The organism is Telluria sp. ZB4P36 (genome assembly GCF_059685865.1).
On the sequence record NZ_JCASIE010000002.1, the window covers coordinates 509,105 to 532,350 of the forward strand.

A 23,246-nucleotide genomic window follows, 5' to 3' on the forward strand; every position below is an offset into this window, starting at 1 on the left:
CCTGAGCTTCCTCTTTTGAAGTCTCAAATGAATCGTATGGTATATCGCTCAGCCTAACCGGCAATTCGATGGAGTGAATACGTTCCTGAGAGAATCTTTTACTAAGAATCCATTTTCGATCAAAATAGTTATAACTGATCTAGATCAAATCGACCCGACTTTATTCAAACGAACATAAGCTTAGGAACTTATTTAAGAACCTTCGGTCCACAGGGACACTCCTCCATATTAGTACTATCAAGATCTCTGCGAACTATATTTAAAATGCAGGGACACAAGATTGATTATTATCAACTTCCGGAACGTTCTCGATAAACTTAGATGGCCAATGGATTACGCCGACGCGACAGCAAGGTTTCTCAGCGGCACACCGGGACCGGCCCTAAATAAGCTTAGGGGTCCAATACAGGAGACAGAGACCCTGAACCGCCTTCGGCACAATGCGCCGGATGCCCGCGTCCCGCCAGCAGGACACAAAGATTCACGGAGTAAACATGAACAGTCTCCAAGCTCGAATTTTCGTTGCCGGCCACCGGGGACTGGTCGGCTCGGCCATCCTCCGTGCCCTCCGGGCTGACGGGCACGAAAACGTCGTCACGCGCGACCATGCTGAACTTGAACTGACCAATCAGGCCGACGTTCGCGATTTCTTCGCCTCGGAAGAAATCGATGAAGTCTATCTCGCGGCTGCGCGGGTCGGCGGAATTCATGCCAATAACAGCTATCCTGCGGATTTTATATACGACAATCTGATGGTCCAATCAAATGTCGTGCATGAGGCATGGCGTTGCGGGGTCAAGAAACTATTGTTTCTCGGCTCTTCCTGCATTTATCCAAGGATGGCCGAGCAACCGATTCGAGAGGATTATTTAATGAATGGGACTCTCGAGCCGACCAACGAGCCCTACGCAATGGCGAAAATCGCAGGGATCAAACTTTGCGAAAGTTATAACCGTCAATATGGAACCGATTATCGAAGCGTCATGCCGACGAACTTATATGGACCTGGGGACAATTTTCACCCTCAAAACAGCCATGTGATACCGGGACTGATACGGCGCTTCCATGAGGCAAAGCTTGCGCGCGCGGAAGAGGTCACTATCTGGGGCAGCGGCAAGCCCATGCGTGAATTCCTCTATGTCGACGACATGGCCAGTGCGAGCATGCATATCATGCGGCTCGACAAGCATACCTACTCCGCACATACCGCTCCGATGCAATCACACATTAACGTCGGCACCGGGGAAGACATCACGATCGGCTGCCTGGCCAAACTAGTCAGCAAAACTGTAGGGTATGAAGGAGGCATCGCTTTCGACACCTCAAAGCCCGACGGCACACCACGAAAACTCCTCGACGTGTCGAAGCTCCGATCGCTGGGCTGGTCGGCCCGGATGCCTCTGGAAAACGGCCTGCAGCTCGCCTATCTCTCGTTTCTGAATACGCAATAGTACGTGGCAGCGCGAGCCGCGGACACCGAACCGATACCGCAATCCCGCAAGACCCTACCGGATTACCATCATGATGAGCAAACAGAGCAAAGATATCAATCAGCGGATGGTGCAAGAAGAAAATTCCGAGGAGCTGAAAACCTACTTCGGGGTCCTGTTGGATCACTGTTGGTTGATCGTGGCATTAGGCGCTTTGATCGGCGCGGCCGGTGTGCTGTATGCGTCCAGTATCAAATCCATGTATGAAGCAAATTTAATGATTCATATCGAGGAGCCGAGTTCTACAGCGGCAAAAAATGCTTTGAGCGAAGCAACTTCGATGTACGAGACGAAAAAAACGATGATGGCCGAGATTGAATTACTGAAGTCACGCAAGGTCATTTCCCCAGTGGTCGACAAACTGCGTCTCGATATCGTGGCCGAGCCGAAACGTTTTCCGTTTATTCATCTCGCGAACGCAGGTGCGGCGCGCGATGGCCTGTCCCAGCCAGGAATATTTGGCCGGGGAGGTTATGTCTGGGGTTCGGAAAAAATCGACGTGCCTGTTTTTAACGTTCCGGAACAGCTCCTGGGACATGGATTCGTCATCACGGCATTGGGCCACAACCGTTATCGCATCGAGGACGAGTTCCGGAATGCCTGGACCGGACGCGTTGGACAGACCTTGGTCGCACGCACGCAAGCCGGTGACATCGAGTTGCGCGTCGAGAGTCTCACTAGCAGGCCGGGAGGGCAGTTCCTGTTGAGTCGCTCGTCCAAACAATCGGTTACTGCCGAACTGCAAAAAGCCTTGGCAGTTGCAGAGATCGGAAAACAATCGGGGATCATGCAGGTAACGCTCACAGGAGACCATCCCGAGCGCGTGCGCAACATACTCGCTGAAATTGGACAGGAATACTTGCGCCAGAACGTCGCCCACAATATTGAAAACACCGGAAAGTCCCTCGCATTCCTGGACAAGCAACTGCCTCTGTTAAAACGCAAGCTGGAACGCTCGGAGGCAGAGTACAACCAGTTTCGCCATCGCCACGGTGCAGTCAGCCTCGACGAGGAGGCGAAAATCAGCCTGCAGCAGGCGGCCACCGCAAAAGCCGAGCGATTCGACCTGCTGCAAAAAAGGAACGAGCTGCTGACACGCCTGGGTGAACAACACCCGAGCGTTGTTGGCCTCAACAGGCAATTGGCAGATATCAATCTCGAGCTGAGCAGCGTGGCGCAGGACGTGGGCAAGCTTCCTCTGCTCGAACAAGATGAGCTGCGGCTGGCACGCGAAGTGAAGGTCGATACCGATCTTTACACGGCCTTGCTGAATACGACCCAACAATTGCGGTTGGCTACCGTCAACCCTGTGAGCAATGTCCGGCTCGTCGACAGTCCAACGATTCCAGAGCAGCCGGTCGGGCCAAACCGCCCTGTCATTATTTCTGGGGCGGTCATGGCCGGCTTGCTTCTCGGGACGGCTTCTGCTTTCGTTCGTCGAGCCATGTCGGGTGGGATCGAAAATGCCAAGAGAATCGAGCACTCGCTGGGTGCCAAGGTCGTGCTTGCCAACATCCCGCACAGTCGCCAGCAAAAGCGGCTGGCCAAGCGATCATACGAAGGCTGGAACAGCATACCTCTGCTGGCAAAGCTCGCACCTGCCGATCCGGCCATCGAAGCCCTGCGCAGCTTTCGAACATCGCTGCAGTTCGCAATGCCGAACTTTCGAAACAATATCGTCATGATTACGGGAGCAACCTCACACCTGGGCAAGTCCTTCATCGCGGCTAACACAGCTGCGGTCGTTGCCGCTGGTGGCAAGAGAGTACTCCTGATCGACATGGACGTACGCAACGGACATCTGCACCGCTACTTCAATACTGAACAGGAAAATGGGCTATACGAAACGGTCACAGGTGCGATCGATACCGATAGAAGCATACGTTATCGCGTACTGGAAAATCTCGATTTCGTCCCGACCGGCACGTGGACGGCAGACCGGAACGAATTTCTCATGCACCGCGATTTCGACCGCTGGTTGCAGACCATCAGTGAGGGCTATGAACTGGTGCTGATCGATGCCCCGCCGATCCTGGCCGCTGCCGACGCAGCCATCATTGGCGCCCATTGCGGCGCTGTCTACCTCGTGGCGAGGGCCGGAATGACAACCGAGGAAGAGCTCAGTGAATCGGTCAGATGCCTGAACCAGGCGGGAATTTCGCCGGAAGGAATCCTGCTCAACGATGCCAAGCTTCGACACCAGGCGTTCGATTATCAGGACAAATATATTGCCCCGAGGCGCCTCGCATGGCATCCCTGAGTGAGGAGGCGAATTCCATAGCAAGACAGGACGGGATGTCCTTGTGCACACCGACTTGGTACGCGAACGTGGGCCAGCAATGAACAACGATACAGCCGAAGAGGGACCAGTGAAAGGCCTCATGTCCGGCTTGAGCGCCCTGAAATGGAACTATCTCGGTAACCTGACACGAGGATTATCGCAGTTCATGATCGGCGTCCTTCTGGCCCGCCTGCTTGGTCCGGAACCCTTCGGTGTCGTGGCGTTGGCATGGATGATCATGGGGCTGGGCAGGCTGTTTGCCGATCTCGGATTCGGAGCAGCACTGGTACAGCGAAGCACCTTGTCGACGCAGGAACTGCGGTTCATCTGCACTTGCCAAATGAGCTTCGCAGTCCTGCTGACGGGCGCAGGGGTATTCTCTGCACACGCTATTAGCTCCTACTTCCACAAGCCACTGGCTGCGCCGGTGCTCCAGGTTCTGTTCCTTCTATTTCTGGTCGACTGTCCGGGGCAGATCTCGGCTGCCTTGTTGCGAAGAACCCTGAATTTCAAGACCGTGCAACAGATCGGCATTGCCTCCTATCTGATGGGTTACCTGGTCGTCGGCGTGCCAGCCGCCTTCCTCGGCCATGGCGAATGGAGTCTGGTTGCGGCTCAACTGACACAGTCGCTGCTGAATACCGTGCTGCTGCTGCGGAGCGCACCGATACCGCTGACGCCATCATTCCGCTGCAAAACGCCCGACATTGTCAAATTCGGTGGCAAGGTCGTGGTGGCCAATCTGAGCAGTTGGGCAATCAGCAACCTCGATACCGTCTTTGTCGGCCGCGCCTTCGGCGTATCGAACCTTGGTTTGTACAACCGCGCTCTGAACCTTCTGAATACACCGATGAGCATCATTGCCACTGGATTCCAGGGAGTCCTCTTCGCGGCCTGTTCGCGCGAGCAGCACGACTTCGGGCGCTTACGAGGCATCTATCTTGAGACCAGCGCGGTCGTGGCACTGGTATGCGTGCCGCTCTTCGCCACAGCCGCGGTCATTCCAAGAACGCTCATTCTTGGGATCTATGGTTCGGAGTGGGAAGCGTCGGTACCCCTTGTCACACCGCTGGCGTTAGCCGTTTTGGTGAATGTCCTTCTCGCGATCAAGGGACCGATATTGATGGCCGGCGACAGGGTCGGTGTCGAGATACGCAACCAGATGTACACCATTCTCGTGTTCATTCCACTGCTGCTCGTGGCAATCCAGTATTCGATGACCGCTACAGCCTGGGCTGTCCTTGCAACCTACCTGGTGCGATGGGTGCTGCTTTCCCTTGCTACCTTGCGCTTCACCGGAGCATCCATCGCCGATTACGGACGTAGTCTCGGCTTTCCCACATGCTTCGGCGTGCTGATCGCAGCCTTTGGCTCGCTTGCGGAGCAATGCTTCCTGTTTCTCCCCCCGACCCCCAGGTTAGTGACGGTGGCGCTGACTTGCGCTTCTGTCTCACTCGTACTGGCCAAGCGCTTCGGTGCGGTCTTCGTGAGAAGGAACCTGCCCAACCTGGTCAAGATCGAGAACCTGTCCTTGCCTTTACGGAAGTTCATTCACGTATGAGGTCGCCATCTTGAACAACATTCTACTCATTGTCAGCCTGCTGGATGGCAAGGGGCCAACGGGCGTGGAAGCACACCTAAATCAGGTGATTGAACAGGCCGGCGCCCATGGCATCGAAGCGCGCCTGATTTCGCCGTTTCCATCGAATCGCACCTGGACCAAATTTGCCTACGTGGCAAGACGGCTTCTCGCCGGGGTGAGCCGGGAACAGGCGCAAATCTTTTCGACCTACGTTGCTGGGCTAGTTATCGAAAGAAAGTTGATGGAGACGCTGTCGAGCAGCGCCGGCCGGGGTTTCGCCGTGACTCTCTACGCGCAGGATCCGTTGAGCGCAAAGATTGCGCTGAAAATGAAAACGCGGCATCACTGTCGAGTAGTAACCGTCATTCATTTCAACGTCTCGGTAGCGGACGAGCTGTTGGTAAAAGGTGAGACGACCATGCACGGGCCGCTTTGGCGCCTCGCTGCACGCACCGAAGAGTCCACACTGCCCTATGTCGACCAGGTCATCTTTGTCTCGGACTACATGCGCCGCGTGGTGTTACAACGTATTCCAAGGGTAGCAGAGGTCCCGCATACCGTGATCCCGAATTTCATTGGCGAGCAGCCCCGTACCGAGCTTGATCCGGCCATTGCCGGGGACCTGATCGCAATCGGTACACTCGAGCCCCGCAAGAACCATGCTTTCCTCCTCAAGGTGCTCGCGCGCGCCGGGCAACTTGGTTTTTGCTACTCCCTCACGATCGTCGGAAACGGGCCGGAACAGGCACGCCTGGTCGATCTGGCCGAAGAGCTGGATATAGTGGCACAGGTCAACTTTGCAGGTTTTCAAAAAAACGCCGCCAGGATGATCCCGCACCATCGCGTTCTGGTGCACTCGGCTCTGATGGAAAACTTGCCTATTTCGCTGATCGAGGCGTTGGCGGCGGGGCGCCCCATCCTCGCGCCCGCAGTCGGGGGCATCACTGAAGTATTCGACAATGCAGTGGAAGGCTACTACTGGCCGCTCGACAATGTCGACGCTGCCGCGGCATTGTTGATCGAGGTACTCAGTGACGCCGACATCTACAGGAAATTCTCCAGCGCCGCACTGTCCCGTTACCGGAGCAAATTCTGCAGCAACATGCTTGCGAGGCGCTGGCTCGCCGCGCTCATGGATTCACGAGCTCCACAAGCTGCCCGCTTTCCAACACCCTTGGAGCAACAGGCTTTTTAAAAGAACCGGAGCGTCGCTGATCGTGCCGGATGCGGAGCGGCTGGCGAACTGACGAAAGAACGCAGATGAAGAATATTGAAATTCTCAGCTCGTCCGACACGGTTGGTGGAGCAAGCCGCGCGGCATATCGCTTGTACCGAGCGCTGCGTTCCTCGGTTACCGGAGCCCGTATGACGGTCATGGAGAAAAGGACCGACGACTGGGGAATTCGTGGACCGGCGAACGTTTTCGAGAAAGCGAGCGGCTACCTCCGGCCCAAGATTGGAGGAAGACTCGTAACGCTGCAAAGAAGTGCAGACGAGTGTATTCATTCGATGAATTTTCTGCCGTCGAACATGGCAGCCAGGATCAATAAAAGCGCTGTAGAGCTGGTCAACCTCCATTGGGTGGGTGGGGAGGCGCTGTCAATTGAGGACCTGGGGAAAATTCGGAAGCCCCTGGTCTGGACCTTTCACGACATGTGGGCATTGTGTGGGGCGGAACATTTTACCGATTGCGGACCAAATGCGCGATGGCGGATGGGATATTTTTCACATAACCGCCCCCCTGGTTCTTCGGGATTAGACCTGGATCGCTATACATGGAATCGAAAACGGCGAGCCTGGAGAACTCCCATCCACGTCATTGCCCCCAGCCGCTGGCTCGCTGATTGCGTTAGAACTAGTTCGCTCATGAACAACTGGCCAGTGACGGTTATACCCAATGTCTTGCAAACAGACGTGTTCAAGCCACTTGATCGCGAGCACAGCCGTTATGCGCTGAACTTGCCGCTCGAGAAACAAATTGTATTGTTTGGAGCGCTTGGTGGAACACGGGACGCGAACAAAGGCTACGACCTCTTGCTGGAAGCGCTGAAATGCCTGAAAGCTGACGCGACTCAACTCCTGTGCGTTGTGTTCGGGCAGGGTGAGCCAAAACAGGCATCACCTGTTCCGTTTCCGGTGCGATGGATGGGGCACGTGCATGATGATACTACCCTCGCCCTGCTCTACAGCGCGGCTGACGTCATGGTCAGCCCATCGAGACTGGAAAATCTGCCGCAGTCAGGTACCGAAGCGCACGCCTGCGGCTGCCCGGTCGTTGCGTTCGACTGTACCGGCCTTCCGGATGTTGTCGAGCATGGGGTGACCGGCTATCTCGCGCGCCCTTTCGATCCAGCAGATCTTGCGCATGGCGTTCGGTGGATTCTAAGCGACAGGTCCTTGCGCCAACGAATGGGCAAGGCGGCCCGAGACCGGGCGCTGCGCCTCTGGTCCGCCGAGGCAGTCGTGCCAGCTTACCTCGACGTTTACGCGTCAGTTATAGAAGCATACAAAGCCGGCCCATAAGCGCCCCCGTATTGGATCAGTTTTGCCCTTTCCATGTCGGGTTGGGTTACCAGGAATGAGGATGCCCCGTGCCATATGACCTTCTTTTCGCCGGAGTGCTGACAGTCACCGCATTCATCGTGCTCGTCTGCCTGTCGGGATGGCTCGCGTCCAGGCCCGTCCACGCTGCAATGCTCATGTTCTTCCTCGTTCTTCTAGACGCATCGAGGATCCCCCTCTCCTTCGAGCTCGGCATAACGCTCTATCCTAAAGATATCTTTTTCATATTATTAGGGAGTGCTTGCATCATCCGGTTCCTGTTGTTTTCCCGTACCACGCTCGTCCCGGCTTCATGGTGGGTCTTGGGCGCGGTACAGCTTGGGCTCGCAGTGTGGGGAATTTCTTCTTTTGGCCCCGGCGCCGGTGTCGATGCGCGAGAACATTTTTACCTCTGGATTACCGTTGTGTACTTCTGCTCAACGACATGTACGGAGGGAATGATCACCCGAGTAATCAACATGTGGATCGTATGCGCGGTATGCCTGTCCTTACTCGCGTACTACCATTGGATTCGCTCCGGGCTCGATCCTTCCTATGAACAGCAAATCATGAGTTTAGACACAACTGGGGTGCGTTTCCGGGTGCTAGGCGCCGGCGCTACGATGGTAATCGCTATCGGGGCGCTGGGGCTTCTGTTCCGCATATTGCAGGGGCGCTTACCGCTGCCTGTGCGTTTGCTCTTGCCAGTACTGCTGCTGACAATAGCAGTTCTGCAACATCGCTCGGTTTGGGTCGGCACATTCGTCGGCCTGTGCTGCTTGCTGTGGGTAAGGCCCGCGCGAACAAGCCCGGCGCGCACAATGGCAGCCACCGTCCTGTTGGCGATTCCCTTGCTGGTCATGCTGGGCCTCCCAACACAAGAGAACAGCGTCCTAGCTTCGATCAAGGGATCCGCAGATCGTGCAATGAGCCTGTCCGAGGGAACCATGGCGGGAAGGCTGACGAATTGGCAGGATCTGTTGAATAAGTGGGTAGACTCGAAAGATCCGGTCACCTATTCGATCGGAAAACCTTATGGCAGCGGCTTCAACCCCTTCGAGAACCCGGATGGAACGATGAATGACATGGTCCCCCATAATCACTTCATTCACGTTTTGTATAGAGGTGGAGTGATCGGCTTATTGGCGACGCTGGCAATTTTCTGGACCGTGTGGAAGACCGCATTGATGCATGCGAAGGGAAACGCGAAGCCTAGCGCGCTTTTCATTCTTTCTTTCATGTCCGCCCTACTTGCCTATTGCATCCCATATTGGGCAGCTTATGAAAGCGGCATTCTGCTTGGGATTGCACTAAGTTATTTTCGGTACGAAAGAAGCAGGAATTTATCGATCTCATTGCGGCCGGCAGTTGCACAGTTTGCGCCCTGGAGACTGCCTGCGCCATATGCCTCAAGATCACTGGATCAGTAAACCTGCAGTTGACACTATCGGTCGCAAGTTCTCCCTCGCAGCACCGAAACACGAAAGGAATCGCGGAGATGAACACGCAAACAACTGGCGAGACGAGTATTCCTTGCACATGCAGCATTGCGGTAATCATTTCATGTTTCAATCGTAAACAGAAAACGCTCCAATCCATCGCGTGTATCCTGGCACAGTCGGGTCTTGAAACCGTCACCCTCGACTTCTTCATTACCGATGATGCAAGCGAAGACGGCACGAGCGAAGCCATTTTACGCAATTATCCGGAAGTGCGGATATTGAGAGGCGATGGCTCCCTGTACTGGAACGGCGGGATGCGGCTGGCTTGGGCTGAAGCCTTCAAAGGATCTTACGACTTCTTTTTATGGCTGAACGACGACACATTTTTATATCCCGATACATTGCAGAGAATGCTCGATACCCATTCCTCCTGTATGAATCGGTGTGGGAGACCGGGCATCGTGATAGGTTCGACGCACGACCAACATGGGCGGACCAGTTATGGTGGCGAACTGCAGAGAAGCCGTTTGCGGCCATTGCGGCTGACGACGGTCGAACCAAATGACGAGATCCAGTCCTGTGATACGTTCAATGGCAACTGCGTCCTGATTTCGCGACAGGCGGCGACTCAACTCGGTAATCTGGACGTCGATTTCGTCCATGCGATTGGCGATACCGATTATGGCTTCCGTGCAAAACGCGCCGGTGTACCAATGTGGGTAATGCCGCGCTTCGCCGGTCGCTGCGAGAATGATAGCGTGGGAGCCGAAGGTTTCTCCGACCGCATGTTGCCCCTGAGCTCACGCCTGAAAAAAATCATGGGTCCGAAGGGGCTGCCGTGGCGACCGTGGCTCGTGCTCTGTCGGCGCCATACCGGCCTTCTCTGGCCGATATTCTGGATCTGGCCATATGCCAAAGTCGTTATGACATCACGCTGGCTCGGGACTTACAGGAACTGAGCCACGAAGTGAAATCCTCGATCCTGGCAGGCGCAGAACCATAAGGTGGTGACCATGAAGGTCGTTCTAGTCACAAACGGTCCGGCTCCGTATCGAATACCTGCCCTCAACGAGTTGGCAGCACAGGCGGGAATCAGCCTGCACGTTGTTTTCTGCTGTAAGCGTGAGCCTAATCGCGGGTGGAACCTGCCGTCCATCGAATTCTGCTATACCTTCCTGCGCGAGCGCATGCTGAAGATAAACGACCGGTATATTCATAATAATATTGATGTGGTCAAGACATTACGAAAACTGCGACCAGAAATGATCATTACCACCGGCTTCAACCCTACCCATCTCTACGCGTTTGCCTATACGAAGCTCATGAAAATACCGCATATCGCCATGACCGATGGCACCTACGATTCCGAAAAAATCCTCAATTTCCTGCACCGCGCGGTGAGGCGCGTCGTCTTTTCCGGCTCGTCAGCATTTGTTTGCTCAAGTCTCGGAGGACAGAAGCTGTTTGCCAGCTATGGCATCGAGGGTGGCCGCTGTTACCGGGCCGGACTATGTGTGGAAAACATGAAGTTCGCAGGGACGGAGACGGGCGCGCATGGCAATTTCGATTTCATCTTTTGTGGAAGAGTCGAGCCGGTGAAAAACCCGCATTTTGCTTTGGATGTTGCCAGAGCCGTAGCCGCGAAGCTTGGTAGAAAGACGAAAATAGTGTTTGTCGGCACGGGTAGCAAGGAAGCTGAGGTGCAGAAGAGCGCAGCACTGTCTCGCAATTCTGTCGAAGCCGATTTCTACGGGGCGGCGACTCAGGACGAACTGCCGGCGCTATATCGATCGGCTCGCGTTTTCCTGTTTCCGACAGCCTGGGACCCCTGGGGCGTGGTAGCGAACGAGGCCTGCGCGGCCGGGCTGCCAGTCCTGATATCGCCGTATGCTGGCGCTGCCGGAGAATTGGTACTGGATGGACAGAACGGCTATGTCTGCGAACTCAACGTCGACCTGTGGGCCGACCGTGCAGTCGAGCTGCTGACGGAGCCTGCAATTTATCAATCCTACTCAAGTCGAAGCCGCGCTCTGGCAAATGACTTTACGTCGGAGAAGGCGGCTGAGGGCATCCTGGCAGCGTGTCGCCATGCTGCGGCGCTAGCAAAACGGCGTAAGGTCGGACCGGCAGTAAAGAAAGGGTAAATTAAACACGTGATGTAGTTGCGAGGCTGAATATGAAAACTGTATTTACATGCTCCATCGATGATGGCCATCCGTCAGACATGAAAATGGCAGAACTGTTGAGCAAACATGATCTGAACGCTACCTTTTTTATACCGATTCGTAATCGTGAAGGTCCACCGGTAGCAAGCCCCAGTGCGATGCGGGAAATAGGACAGCGATTCGAGATCGGCTCGCACACCTACGATCATTGCTATCTCAGCAGGCTTACAGATGCCGAAGCTGCTCATCAGGTAACTTCCGGAAAAATTGCACTGGAAAACCTTATTGGACGATCCGTAGAAGGCTTTTGCTATCCTGGCGGCAAGCTCAGACCTGCTCATACCGCATTGGTGGAGGCGGCCGGGTTCGCATACGCGAGGACAACCGTCAATTTCTGCTTTGATCCCGGCCACTGCCGATTCCAGCTCCCCACTACTATCCAGTTTTATCCGCATTCAAAGGCAGTCTATTTAAGAAACTTTCTTAAGAGCGGACGTTGGGGTGAACGTTACCAAGGGCTCCTGTTGGCTTTGCAGGCGAACAGTTGGATCGAGCGAATTTTCAGGCTGTTTGATTATTCTTGCCAGAACGCAAGCACCTTTCATCTATGGGGACACTCGGCTGAAATCGATCAACAGGATGGCTGGCGAGAGCTTGATCTCTTCTTGGCCTATGTCGCAAGTAGGATCCCGCTTGAAGACCGCCTAAGCAACTTCCAACTGGTAACACGAATGACGAAGGGCCAGTATCCTGTCAGGCAACCACCGCTCGGCTCGCAGCGTCCAGTAAAATCTTCAACGTTCTGAAACTGCTGCTCGAAGGGATCGAGGCGAGACAGGTTCGCAAGCGCTACAGAATACCTGTCGCCGGCACCCAAAGTGAGCCTGTTCGCCCTGGGAAATTTTATAATATTGGCATGCATTCCGACCCACATCCCGTTTCCGACATCGCCAGTCCGGCAGTGGGATTGACCGCGCCGGAGATGAGCGCTTTGCTCGACGCTAAGGAGCGTGAAATCATGCTCGAGCGCTTCTTCACCTGGATTCACGAGCAGTTCGACAAGCAGGGATTCTTGCCGAGCAGCCCATTTCTTGCTGCGCTGGCGTATATCCGCGAACGCCGGGTCGGCCTGTCGGTGTACCTGGATGACCCGGAGGTATCGATCGACACGAACCGCCTCGAGCGCGCTCTACAGGTCATCCCGATGCGCAGAAAGAACTGGCTGTTCAGGTGGACCGAACTGGGCGCCAAGCATGCCGGCATTATGCGAAGCCTGCTGGCTACCTGCCGGCTGCAAGACATCAATCCGTACGACTATTTCGTCGATGTGCTGCGACGTGCCGGCCAGCACCCGGCGTCACTGGTGTATCAGCTTACGCCGCGGATCTGGAAGAAGATGTTTGCTGACAATCCGCTACGCTCGGACCTGCATGAGATTGGTGGACGACGTACTTACGCCGCCGCGTGATCGCACACTTTCACGCGAAGCGTTAGACAAACAAATCTCCAAAAATGAGAGCATTACAGTTCAAGCCAATACTGCTGTTGTTGCTGTTCATCGCAGCGGCCTTTACCGTAATCGGCATCGGGCCCAGCTTTGTTCCGATGGCGCACAGGTTCGATCGCGTGGAACCAGCGATCTGCAAGGTTCTAGGCGCCTCGCTAATGTTCCTCCTGACTTGGTTGTTTATCCGTCGCGACGGTGAAGCGCGAGGCATGCTCGATCTAGCTATCAACGCGAGAAACATGGGTATGTTATGCGGCTGGGCCTTAGTGGCTGCTGTCATTATCTTGCTCTGGTGCCTATTGCTGCGCGGCTTGATGCCTTTCCACATTGAAGCCGGAACCTTGACAGTGACCGGGCTGGCCTTGTCACTTATCGTCTACCTGTTCGGATCGATCACAGAGGAGCTCGCATTTCGGGGTTACCCCTTGCTGCGCCTGCGCTGTGCCTACGGGCGAGTGGCTGGGGTGGTAATCGTTTCGCTTGCTTTCGGCCTGTTTCACTTCCCGGGTATGCACGGTCTTGCCTTGCTCAAGACCGTAGCGATCACGAGTCTGTGCTCAGTGATCTTTTGCCTCGGTTTCCTACGGACCGGGACACTGTGGTCGGCGATTGGCCTGCACGCAGGTATGAACATCACATTGCACAGCGTGCTGGGAGCGGGTGACCCCAATCGTGCATCCTTGCTGCGAATTGTTGCCGACGGACCCGTGCTCACGTGGGGCGCCTGGTTCTGGTCCTTCATGGTGGTCGGGACAGCGGCCGCCGCCTGCATCGGCCTCGAGGGGCATGCTTACCTGCATCGTCGAGCTCGCTGTCCCGAACGGCGGGCTGACACCTCAGACAATGGGTAGGCGGTAGCTCCGCACGTTTGCGAGGATGGCGGGTAGGGGTTTGATTAACGTACTTGTCGTGCACAAGATCAGGTAGAAGCCATGGGCACTCGATCATACCCACGGCCGTTGCGTCGGATGCCAGGTTCGCTAAGCGATGAAATATCAGTTCTCTCGCTTATGGACGTGCTTATGTCCGGCCTCATGTTATTGGACTCGAAGGGGCGTGCCAATTTGAGAAAATGAAAGATGCAACGCCGTCCAGGAACCGGTTACGCATGGAAGGCCTGTCAGGCCCCGACCGAAGCCGACGGTCTTCACGTTAGCCCGCTACAGGATCACGCGGGTACCGGTCCACCGCCTCCCTGCGCTCCCTTGCTCGGACCAGCCCATGCGGAAAAACTGAGGCGTGCTCAAGCACATTTTCACCTCAGACTCGAGCTTGTCGGCCTATACCGCGCACGCAATTGTCAGCCATTCAATCTCAGTCCGCATGTTCAATGAACTATAGATTCTAAGTGCATAACGCATTTAGCAACTGCTACCTATAGCACCACTGCATCTCATCGTCGCGATTATCCGCCAGGAAATCAGGTCCTATTGCGCCCGCAGCTACGAGCCCCGCAATATCGACGATCGATCAAGCAGCCGGGGTAAGCATACCAAGACGGAAATATTTCTCCTGAGGACATATATCTATAAAGGTCTGTGATTGTCATTATTCATTGAAATGAGGAATATTGCCAAGAATTGTGTTGCCATGAATGGCATACCATTGATATTCATTTAAGGCCATTGCCACGTCGAATTTTTTTTCCTTTACGGCCGGAACTAATTGAACTTGGGCATGCTCAAACGCTGCACATTTCCATGAAAACGGGAGGAAACATTTAATGTATCTTTTAAGCAATTTGACATAGAGACCACAGCACGGCCAATTCCCCCCATCCACTAGGTGACAGGGAGAAATCAAGGTAAGGACCGTGCCTGACAACAGCTGCGCTCAGCTGGACTTCCCTCAACTTCATTAGTCCACCTTCGGTCAAGAACGCCGACAGGTTTCGCTTTGTACGCGGCATTTCTTGACTATAGGAAACTTTTTGCAGTTTCTGATAGCGCTTTGCAATAGTTATCATGTTTTAGGATTTTAAATGCAACAAATTAAAGCTTTACAGATTGGTATCCAACTGCCCCGCCTCTTCGTTGGGGCGGCACTGATGTCCGGCCTCTTCGCTGGTGGTAGCGCCCCGGCAGTTGCGCAAACCACGACCTACACCCAGTGTGCCTATGAGAGCCAAACCTGCTCGTTTACCGGCAGCAAGCAAGTGCGTTATGGCGCACCTACGAAGTATGTTTACAAAACGGTCACTGGCCCTGTAGCTTGCTCGAACGCCGTGTTCGGCGATCCTGCCCCGGGCATCGGCAAGACCTGTGCAATCGCGAATACGACGACCACGGCACCGGCGCCGGCCCCGGCGCCGGCACCGGCCCCGACCCCGACGGAATCGACCCTGACCCACTGTGCAAACGAATGGCAAACCTGTTCGTTCAGCGGGAGCAAGCAAGTGCGCTATGGCGCGCCTACAAAATACGTGTTCAAAACCGTCACCGGTCCAGTACTTTGCGCGAACTCCGTCTTCGGTGATCCAGCCCCTGGTGTCCAGAAGTCCTGCGCAGTTTCTGCTGGAACGCCTCCTACCACGACTGCGCCGAGCACGCCGACCACATCGGTCCCGTCGAGCGGCCTGCTGGCACTGCCGGGCACGATCGCCAACGGTGCGACGGTGGCGCTCGAGTGCGGCAAGACCTACCAGGGTCCGCTGCAACTGAATGGCAAGTCCAACGTAACCGTCACAACCGCCGGCACTTGTGGCAAGGCCACCATCACGGCCGGCAAGCCGATCACTGGCTGGACCAAGTCCTCGGGCAATATCTACTCCGCCCCGATCAGTTTCACCCCTGAGCAGGTCTCGATCTCGGGTGCACCGGTGGCCATGGCACACTGGCCTAACCAACCGTGGGCAACCAGCACCGGTTCGATTCCGAACAGCGACCTGGCCGGCGCGAACCTGGTGTGGCTGGAAAATCAGTCGGTCGTCAAGAAGCAGGTGCTGTCGACTAACAGTGTCAGCACCAGCAAGCCATTCTATGTCGAAGGCAAGCTCTGGATGCTCGACAGCGCAGGCGAATGGGCAGTGCAGAACGGCCGCCTGTATGTCTGGGCCGCCGATGGCCTCAGCCCGGAAGGCAAGGTCTGGGCTTCCCCCAAGGCCAACGGTATCAATGCCGATAATTCGACTGGCGTGACGATCAACGGTGTCAAGGTCTTCTCGTCCTACGACGGCATCAGCGCCCGCGATTCGTCAAACCTGAAAGTACTGAACACCGACGTCGTCAACAGCGAGCACGACGGCATCTGGGCCAGCGGCGCCAAGTACCTGACGGTAGACAGCAGCACCGTGACGAATTCACGTAACAGCGGTATCGATGGCTGGTACTGGATCACCAACGCAGTCGTGACCAATTCGACCATCAGCAACACCGGCATGGTGAACCTGCCATCGCCATCGGATGCAGGCATCTTCTTCGGTGACGGCCAGGATAACCGTATCGAGAACGTGCGTGTGACGAACTCGTCCTATCACGGGATCAGCGTGCTGCACAATCGTCGTACTTCGGTGCTGAACAGCGTGGTTGACTCGGCATGCATCCGCCTGACCGACTGCGGCGGCATTTATACCGGTGCGCGTGACCAGCTTCCGTTGAGCTTGAAGATTGAAGGCAACACCGTGAGCAACGTCAAAGGCACCGAAGGTATGGGCATCTACCTGGACGACTTTGCCAATGGTGTGACGGTCAACCGCAACACTGTCACCAATAATACCCGTGGCATGTTCCTGCACGATGCGTTCGACAACGTCATCACCAACAACACCTTCAATGGCAGCGGGATCACTCATCTGGTCTTCGCCCAGCACAGTGGCACGATCCGCAACAACACCGTGACCAACAACATCTTCAAGACGGTCGGTACCGAGCAGACGTATAACCTCGAAGCCGGCACCAACCTGAAGACCTTTGCCAGGTTCGACGCCAATGTCTACACCAGCTACAGCGTCAACACCTTTGCCCGTAGCTGGGATGGCCGTTCGGCCGGTGTCACCCACAGCTATTCGGCATGGAAACTGTGGTCGGGCCAGGACAGTACCTCGACCATGAACGGCAGGCAGTAAGGGATACGCGCAATTCCGTCGGCATCACGCCGACGGAATTGCGCGTCGCATGAAGATGTAAATGACTGCGGCGCTTGCCTGTTCCGCGCTGTCTAGTCTTACAGTCCCTGAGTGCTCTGATGAATTGGTTCAACCCAGGAGATCAATCATGATCTCCTTTTTTTATCTTACGCCATCGTTCGTGCCGCGCAAAAGCATGGCAGACGCTTAGAATACGACGTAGAACGGCTTGAGCGGTAACACATGAGGCCCTCGCGTGAACCGGATTGCCCATTTTTCCTCTGAAAGGCCTAGCGCTCCGTTGGCACCGCTTTCCCGACACCGCGGCAAGGCACGGGTGTACGCGTTATGCACAAAGATGGCTGTGGCCACTGCCGCAACCGCAGCGCAGGAACCAGCGCCGGGCCTGCTGGCACTGCCGGGCACGATCGCCAACGGTGCGACGGTGGCGCTCGAGTGCGGCAAGACCTACCAGGGTCCGCTGCAACTGAATGGCAAGTCCAACGTAACCGTCACAACCGCCGGCACTTGTGGCAAGGCCACCATCACGGCCGGCAAGCCGATCACTGGCTGGACCAAGTCCTCGGGCAATATCTACTCCGCCCCGATCAGTTTCACCCCTGAGCAGGTCTCGATCTCGGGTGCACCGGTGGCCATGGCACACTGGCCTAACCAACCGTGGGCAACCAGCACCGGTTCGATTCCGAACAGCGACCTGGCCGGCGCGAACCTGGTGTGGCTGGAAAATCAGTCGGTCGTCAAGAAGCAGGTGCTGTCGACTAACAGTGTCAGCACCAGCAAGCCATTCTATGTCGAAGGCAAGCTCTGGATGCTCGACAGCGCAGGCGAATGGGCAGTGCAGAACGGCCGCCTGTATGTCTGGGCCGCCGATGGCCTCAGCCCGGAAGGCAAGGTCTGGGCTTCCCCCAAGGCCAACGGTATCAATGCCGATAATTCGACTGGCGTGACGATCAACGGTGTCAAGGTCTTCTCGTCCTACGACGGCATCAGCGCCCGCGATTCGTCAAACCTGAAAGTACTGAACACCGACGTCGTCAACAGCGAGCACGACGGCATCTGGGCCAGCGGCGCCAAGTACCTGACGGTAGACAGCAGCACCGTGACGAATTCACGTAACAGCGGTATCGATGGCTGGTACTGGATCACCAACGCAGTCGTGACCAATTCGACCATCAGCAACACCGGCATGGTGAACCTGCCATCGCCATCGGATGCAGGCATCTTCTTCGGTGACGGCCAGGATAACCGTATCGAGAACGTGCGTGTGACGAACTCGTCCTATCACGGGATCAGCGTGCTGCACAATCGTCGTACTTCGGTGCTGAACAGCGTGGTTGACTCGGCATGCATCCGCCTGACCGACTGCGGCGGCATTTATACCGGTGCGCGTGACCAGCTTCCGTTGAGCTTGAAGATTGAAGGCAACACCGTGAGCAACGTCAAAGGCACCGAAGGTATGGGCATCTACCTGGACGACTTTGCCAATGGTGTGACGGTCAACCGCAACACTGTCACCAATAATACCCGTGGCATGTTCCTGCACGATGCGTTCGACAACGTCATCACCAACAACACCTTCAATGGCAGCGGGATCACTCATCTGGTCTTCGCCCAGCACCGTGGCACGATCCGCAACAACACCGTGACCAACAACATCTTCAAGACGGTCGGTACCGAGCAGACGTATAACCTCGAAGCGGGCACCAACCTGAAGACCTTTGCCAGGTTCGACGCCAATGCCTACACCAGCTACAGCGTCGACACCTTTGCCCGTACCTGGGATGGCCGTTCGGCCGGTATCACCCACAGCTATTCGGCATGGAAACTGTGGTCGGGCCAGGACGCACGATCCCTGACGATCTCTGGGCCACGCGGAGACTAAAGGCCAGGCAGCGACGCGCCGCAAGCGCAGGACCCCGCCGACCTTTTCTTATCGATTCGACAATCTTCTCTCTTTGATCAACTTGGTGTGAAGAAGTTGCCGCGCGATTCCGAGAACAAACAGGCTGTTTGTGACGAGGTAGCGCCGCATGAGCCTTCGCGGTTCGCAGCCAAGACGGTAGAGCCACTCCAGACCGTGATGCTGGAGCCATAGCGGAGCACGCGCCAGTGTTCCGGAATGGTAGTCGAATGCCGCTCCGACGCCAATCATGAGCGCATTCACGCGCCCCCGGTGCTCGGCCATCCATTTTTCCTGCTTTGGACATCCAAGGCTGACAAACACCACATTCGGTTCGGCAAGGTTAATCGCTGCCACCTCTGCCGCGTCCTCAGTCGGCGACGACGGTTCGAACGGTGGAGAGTGCATTCCTGTCAGAACGATTCCAGGGAACTCACGCATCAGCCAGGTCTGCAATTTCGACAGCGTGGCCTCAGTGCTCCCATATAAATACACCCGTTGGCCCAGCGGCTCGGCCCGCCGTAGATATCGTGCCATCAGGTCTGGACCTGCAATCCGCTCCTGCCCAGGAAATCCCAGATGCCGCAGTGCCCATGCCACCGGCTCGCCATCGCAGGTTGCCATGTCAGCCCCACTTAAGGCACGCTTGAACACGGGATCGCGTTTGGTCGTCACCACGGAATGTACATTGCAGACACAGATATACCGTGAGTTACAGGTAGAGCCCCAACGAATGACTGTCTCTATTGCTTCGTCCCACGCCAGGGCATCAATCCAGGTACCGAGAACCATTCCGCCTTTTCGTAAAACATCTTTTTCCGCACGTAGCTGAAGTCGCATCGTCATACCGGCCCCCTTTGTCTGCAACATGGCTATTCTTAATGCACAGCTGCAATTGCGTCTTTGTAGATATCCATCAGGATCTGGTAGTTCTTCCCTCCGGTGTACTTAGCCTCGTAGTCGCAGCGGGCTGCACGCCCCATTGCTTCCATGCTCGCAGGATGGCTTTCTGCCCAACGGATTTTTTCGGCCAGGTCGAAGGCATCTCCCGGCACGGTCAGCATGCCGGTAACGCCATCCTCGACAATTTCCGCAAGCGCTCCACGACGGCTTGCAATAACCGGCAAGCCGCACGCAAATGCCTCAAGCACTGTCATCGGCATCTGTTCGTGACCGATACTCGGCAATACAAGAAACGCCGATGCATGCATCTCTTTCCTGACTTGATCTGCCGGCAGGAAGCCTAAATATTGCTTGCCCAGGCACGATGCAAGATCACGCTCATAGGGGCCGTCACCGATAACACGTATTCCCCTGTTATTGGCGATGCGAATAGCCTCGAGCAAGGTCTCGATACCTTTCTCTTTCGAGAGTCTTCCGACAAATAGTCCGCCGTTCCGGTTTTTCCATTGCGGATGGGGCTCACTGTCGACAAAATTCGGCTTGATGCGAAATTTTGCCGCTGGCAGCCCTCCCGCGACAAACCGGGCCCGCGAGAACGCGCTCAACACAATGTAACGCGTCACTTTGTTCTGGTAGGTGCCAAGACATGCATGCACGGTCAGCAGGCCGGCCAGCATCGACGACTGCAATGCACTGCCCCGGTAGCATTTTCTGATCACTGGGCGCCACAGCTTCTTGTTCAGGCAGTCCTCACATACCGTATCATTCCTCAGGAATGTCCCTTGCGGACATAACAGCCTAAAATTGTGCAGTGTCTGCACCAGTGCGATTTGCCTTTTCGCCGCTACCCAATAAATTGACGGCGATATAACGAGAAATGTATTGTGGACGTGTAGTACATCAGGCTTGAATTCCTCGCATATCTCGTCGATATCGGCGGCCGCACGTCTCGACCACACTGCCGACATACCCGCCGTCACCGCCCGCAGATGATGAAGTTCGCTATTGCTCCGGCTGTACAAATGCACCACGTTCCCGTTGAGACGCAATAGCGCGATTTCAGCCTGGACGACCGCGTCCTCGCCTCCGAAACGCTGATATGAATTGTGGATAAACAAGATTCTCATGAGTCCACACGAGGCAGCCATACTGGAGGAACTTCGACGACACACGCAGTGACATCCACGGAACAAACATGGCTGGCATGGTCGATAAATGCGCCATCGTGATCGAGCAAGAAACACCCATTCTTCTGAGCACAGATAGATGTTCGGCGTGGAGCGATGCTGACACACTCGCTATGCCGAACTCTATTTACAACCGAGCAAATTACTGGAGGAGAAGCTCTTGCTTGAGCTTTATCACGATTTGAAATGAGATGGGTCAATCGTAGAAGAAAGCGAGCCGAACAGCTTGATATAGATCAAAAAGCTACTACCGCACGAATGCTTCCCACAGGAAACTCAAATTTGGATGAAATTAAGTTCACTCATAGCACAACTGATAAAAGTCAGATAGATACGCTATAGGAATCCGACCTTTGATACAGATCAAAGATAACTCATGCATTCTAGGCATTTGACCGCAATCGGAAGCGAGGGAAAGCCGATCACGTGGAAGAATGAACGAGAGAACGCAAGAGATTTGATCCGGATCAAACTCGCGGAAAATTTTATGCACAGTTTATACAAACAGTTAAGCTCATATTGGCGCCCCCCTCAGATCGGATCGCAGGTCCAGGGATGAGGATGCTATTGATACCGACGCTTTGATTGCAATATGGCCTTTAGGGAGGATTGGATGCAGAACACTGATAGTTCGCTTATCGCTGACGCGTCTGTCGATCGTCCAAACCACCCGCCGTGCGCACCTGGACCCGGCTCCGACATCACCATTTCATATTTTGAATCCTTACCACAGTTTGTGGAAGCGGAGCTCGACCATTTGTATCAACATCTGATTTCCTCCATGAGTCACTTTGAATTCCGACGACGAGCGAAGGATGCGAGTGTGTACGTTGCGCGGCGGGGAGCCCAAGCAGTGGCGATCCTACTGCTTAAGCGTGACAAAAACAGGATCAGCGTTCTCAATGAATTGATCGAGATCGACCGCGAAGAGATTGAGCGCTTTACGAGATATATGTTTGAACGCTGCCCGTCGGTATCGTTGATTAGCTTTTCACTCATCGGAAAACAAATCGGGCCTCTTTCGCTTCCTCACCAGCAACACGGACATTCCGAAGATATTGTCGTTAATTTGCCGCGAACAGAGGATGCGTATCTGTCCAGCCTCAGCCCGAGTACGCGTTACTCCTTAAAACGCCACTTCAAGGCAATTTCGCGGGATCACCCCGACTTGCAGTTCAAGACCTATGAAGACCATGACATCACGCAGCAGGATATATATGAACTGGTCGAACTGAAAAAAGCGAATTTTGAAGAGAGGCGACTGAAGTTCGGCATGACACAAGCAGAGACAGAATGGCTGGTAGAGCGGGTGAAGGCGGGAGGCTTGCTGACAGTAGCGATTCTCGAGAATAGGATGTGTGGAGGCACCTTGAGCCTGCGTCTTTGCGACAACTACTTCGTGCACGTGTTGGCATACGATGCCAGGTTCGCGAGATACGGACTGGGAACCCTCTGCTGTTACCTGACCGTTAAGGAAATCATTCTGCGCGGAGCACGGAAAGCGCATTTCTGCTGGGGCCGTAATCTGTATAAGTATAAACTGTCCGGTGTTCAACATGACATGGCGAACCTCGACATTTATCGAACACGCGGCCATTATGTCCGGAATTTTTTTGTAGTGACCAGAAATGCCGCACAATCCGGCATTCAACAGTTCAAGATATACCTGTTGAATTGCGAGCACCGACGCGGGGCGCTACCGTGGGCTGCACGCGGATTCATAAAAACCTTGCGGAGAATTAAACGCTCTACCTATGTCAGAGCGTCGGTAGGCTGATATGGGATTGCATGGACAGGAACCGGCATCCTGACGTCTTTCAAGTCAGACAAAATGGGACTGTCGAGTTTGGCGATGCTGAATGGATAGCAATGGTATGGCAAGAAGAGGACGCCGCCGGAATGGCACTCCACCGATGAAATTGCATTAAATGCAAGTTCTTCAGCGGCGTCACCAGACTGCACTGGACAAGTGTCTGCAAGTTACTGATTTTTCAAAGCCTTTTAACTATCCACAAGAAAAGTGGATAACTTTGTGGATAAGCACTACTTGACAAGCTGCAAGTGTAGTAAGAATGCGGCTTTCAACAAATTGCCCATTAAGAAGGCAATAGAAAACTTCCATATAAATCAATGACTTAAATATGGACTACGTTAGAGCATGTAA

General features: G+C 55.0%; 16 protein-coding genes. 14 read left to right on the forward strand and 2 right to left on the reverse strand.

Annotated features, from left to right (window positions below; genetic code table 11):
- Positions 1–494: 494 nt before the first annotated feature.
- The 13 genes from fcl (at position 495) to AC56LK_RS05035 (ending at position 18,974) form a co-directional block, all read left to right on the forward strand.
- A complete protein-coding gene (gene fcl, locus AC56LK_RS04975; protein WP_497183454.1) occupies positions 495–1,451 on the forward strand; it encodes a GDP-L-fucose synthase in 957 nt (318 codons plus the stop codon).
- Positions 1,452–1,521: 70 nt separating this feature from the next.
- A complete protein-coding gene (locus AC56LK_RS04980; protein WP_497183455.1) occupies positions 1,522–3,750 on the forward strand; it encodes a polysaccharide biosynthesis tyrosine autokinase in 2,229 nt (742 codons plus the stop codon).
- A gap of 79 nt (positions 3,751–3,829) precedes the next feature.
- Positions 3,830–5,332 carry a lipopolysaccharide biosynthesis protein gene (locus AC56LK_RS04985; protein ID WP_497183456.1) on the forward strand — a complete coding sequence of 501 codons (1,503 nt, stop codon included), beginning with the start codon at positions 3,830–3,832 and terminating at the stop codon, positions 5,330–5,332.
- A 10-nt stretch (positions 5,333–5,342) separates the two neighbouring features.
- Entirely contained in the window at positions 5,343–6,548 is a 1,206-nt protein-coding gene (locus tag AC56LK_RS04990) for a glycosyltransferase family 4 protein (RefSeq protein WP_497183457.1), read from the forward strand.
- A gap of 65 nt (positions 6,549–6,613) precedes the next feature.
- Entirely contained in the window at positions 6,614–7,876 is a 1,263-nt protein-coding gene (locus AC56LK_RS04995) for a glycosyltransferase (protein WP_497183458.1), read from the forward strand.
- A gap of 68 nt (positions 7,877–7,944) precedes the next feature.
- Positions 7,945–9,324, forward strand: a complete 1,380-nt coding sequence (locus tag AC56LK_RS05000; protein WP_497183459.1) for an O-antigen ligase family protein — start codon at positions 7,945–7,947, stop codon at positions 9,322–9,324.
- A 68-nt stretch (positions 9,325–9,392) separates the two neighbouring features.
- Positions 9,393–10,295, forward strand: a complete 903-nt coding sequence (locus tag AC56LK_RS05005; protein WP_497183460.1) for a glycosyltransferase family 2 protein — start codon at positions 9,393–9,395, stop codon at positions 10,293–10,295.
- Positions 10,296–10,349: 54 nt separating this feature from the next.
- Positions 10,350–11,480, forward strand: coding sequence for a glycosyltransferase family 4 protein (locus tag AC56LK_RS05010; protein ID WP_497183461.1), 1,131 nt, complete (start codon positions 10,350–10,352; stop codon positions 11,478–11,480).
- 32 nt (positions 11,481–11,512) lie between these two features.
- The gene (locus tag AC56LK_RS05015; protein ID WP_497183462.1) at positions 11,513–12,307 is read left to right on the forward strand and encodes a polysaccharide deacetylase family protein; all 795 of its coding nucleotides are present in this window, start codon (positions 11,513–11,515) and stop codon (positions 12,305–12,307) included.
- Between the two features lie 110 nt (positions 12,308–12,417).
- Complete coding sequence (locus AC56LK_RS05020; protein ID WP_497183463.1) at positions 12,418–12,969, forward strand: IS66 family transposase; 552 nt, start codon at positions 12,418–12,420, stop codon at positions 12,967–12,969.
- A gap of 44 nt (positions 12,970–13,013) precedes the next feature.
- Positions 13,014–13,859: a CPBP family intramembrane glutamic endopeptidase gene (locus AC56LK_RS05025; protein ID WP_497183464.1), complete on the forward strand. Its 846-nt coding sequence runs from the start codon at positions 13,014–13,016 to the stop codon at positions 13,857–13,859.
- Positions 13,860–14,989: 1,130 nt separating this feature from the next.
- Positions 14,990–17,071, forward strand: coding sequence for a right-handed parallel beta-helix repeat-containing protein (locus AC56LK_RS05030; RefSeq protein ID WP_497183465.1), 2,082 nt, complete (start codon positions 14,990–14,992; stop codon positions 17,069–17,071).
- A 256-nt stretch (positions 17,072–17,327) separates the two neighbouring features.
- Positions 17,328–18,974 carry a right-handed parallel beta-helix repeat-containing protein gene (locus tag AC56LK_RS05035; RefSeq protein ID WP_497183466.1) on the forward strand — a complete coding sequence of 549 codons (1,647 nt, stop codon included), beginning with the start codon at positions 17,328–17,330 and terminating at the stop codon, positions 18,972–18,974.
- Between the two features lie 48 nt (positions 18,975–19,022).
- Here the strand turns inward: AC56LK_RS05035 and AC56LK_RS05040 are convergent, their stop codons facing one another.
- On the reverse strand, positions 19,023–19,838 hold the full coding sequence (locus tag AC56LK_RS05040; protein WP_497183467.1) for a WecB/TagA/CpsF family glycosyltransferase: 816 nt from the start codon (positions 19,836–19,838) through the stop codon (positions 19,023–19,025).
- Positions 19,839–19,870: 32 nt separating this feature from the next.
- Positions 19,871–21,022: a glycosyltransferase family 4 protein gene (locus AC56LK_RS05045; protein WP_497183468.1), complete on the reverse strand. Its 1,152-nt coding sequence runs from the start codon at positions 21,020–21,022 to the stop codon at positions 19,871–19,873.
- Positions 21,023–21,695: 673 nt separating this feature from the next.
- On the opposite strand from AC56LK_RS05045, the gene AC56LK_RS05050 reads away from it, so the two are divergent.
- Entirely contained in the window at positions 21,696–22,859 is a 1,164-nt protein-coding gene (locus AC56LK_RS05050) for a GNAT family N-acetyltransferase (protein WP_497183469.1), read from the forward strand.
- The last annotated feature ends 387 nt before the right edge of the window (positions 22,860–23,246 follow it).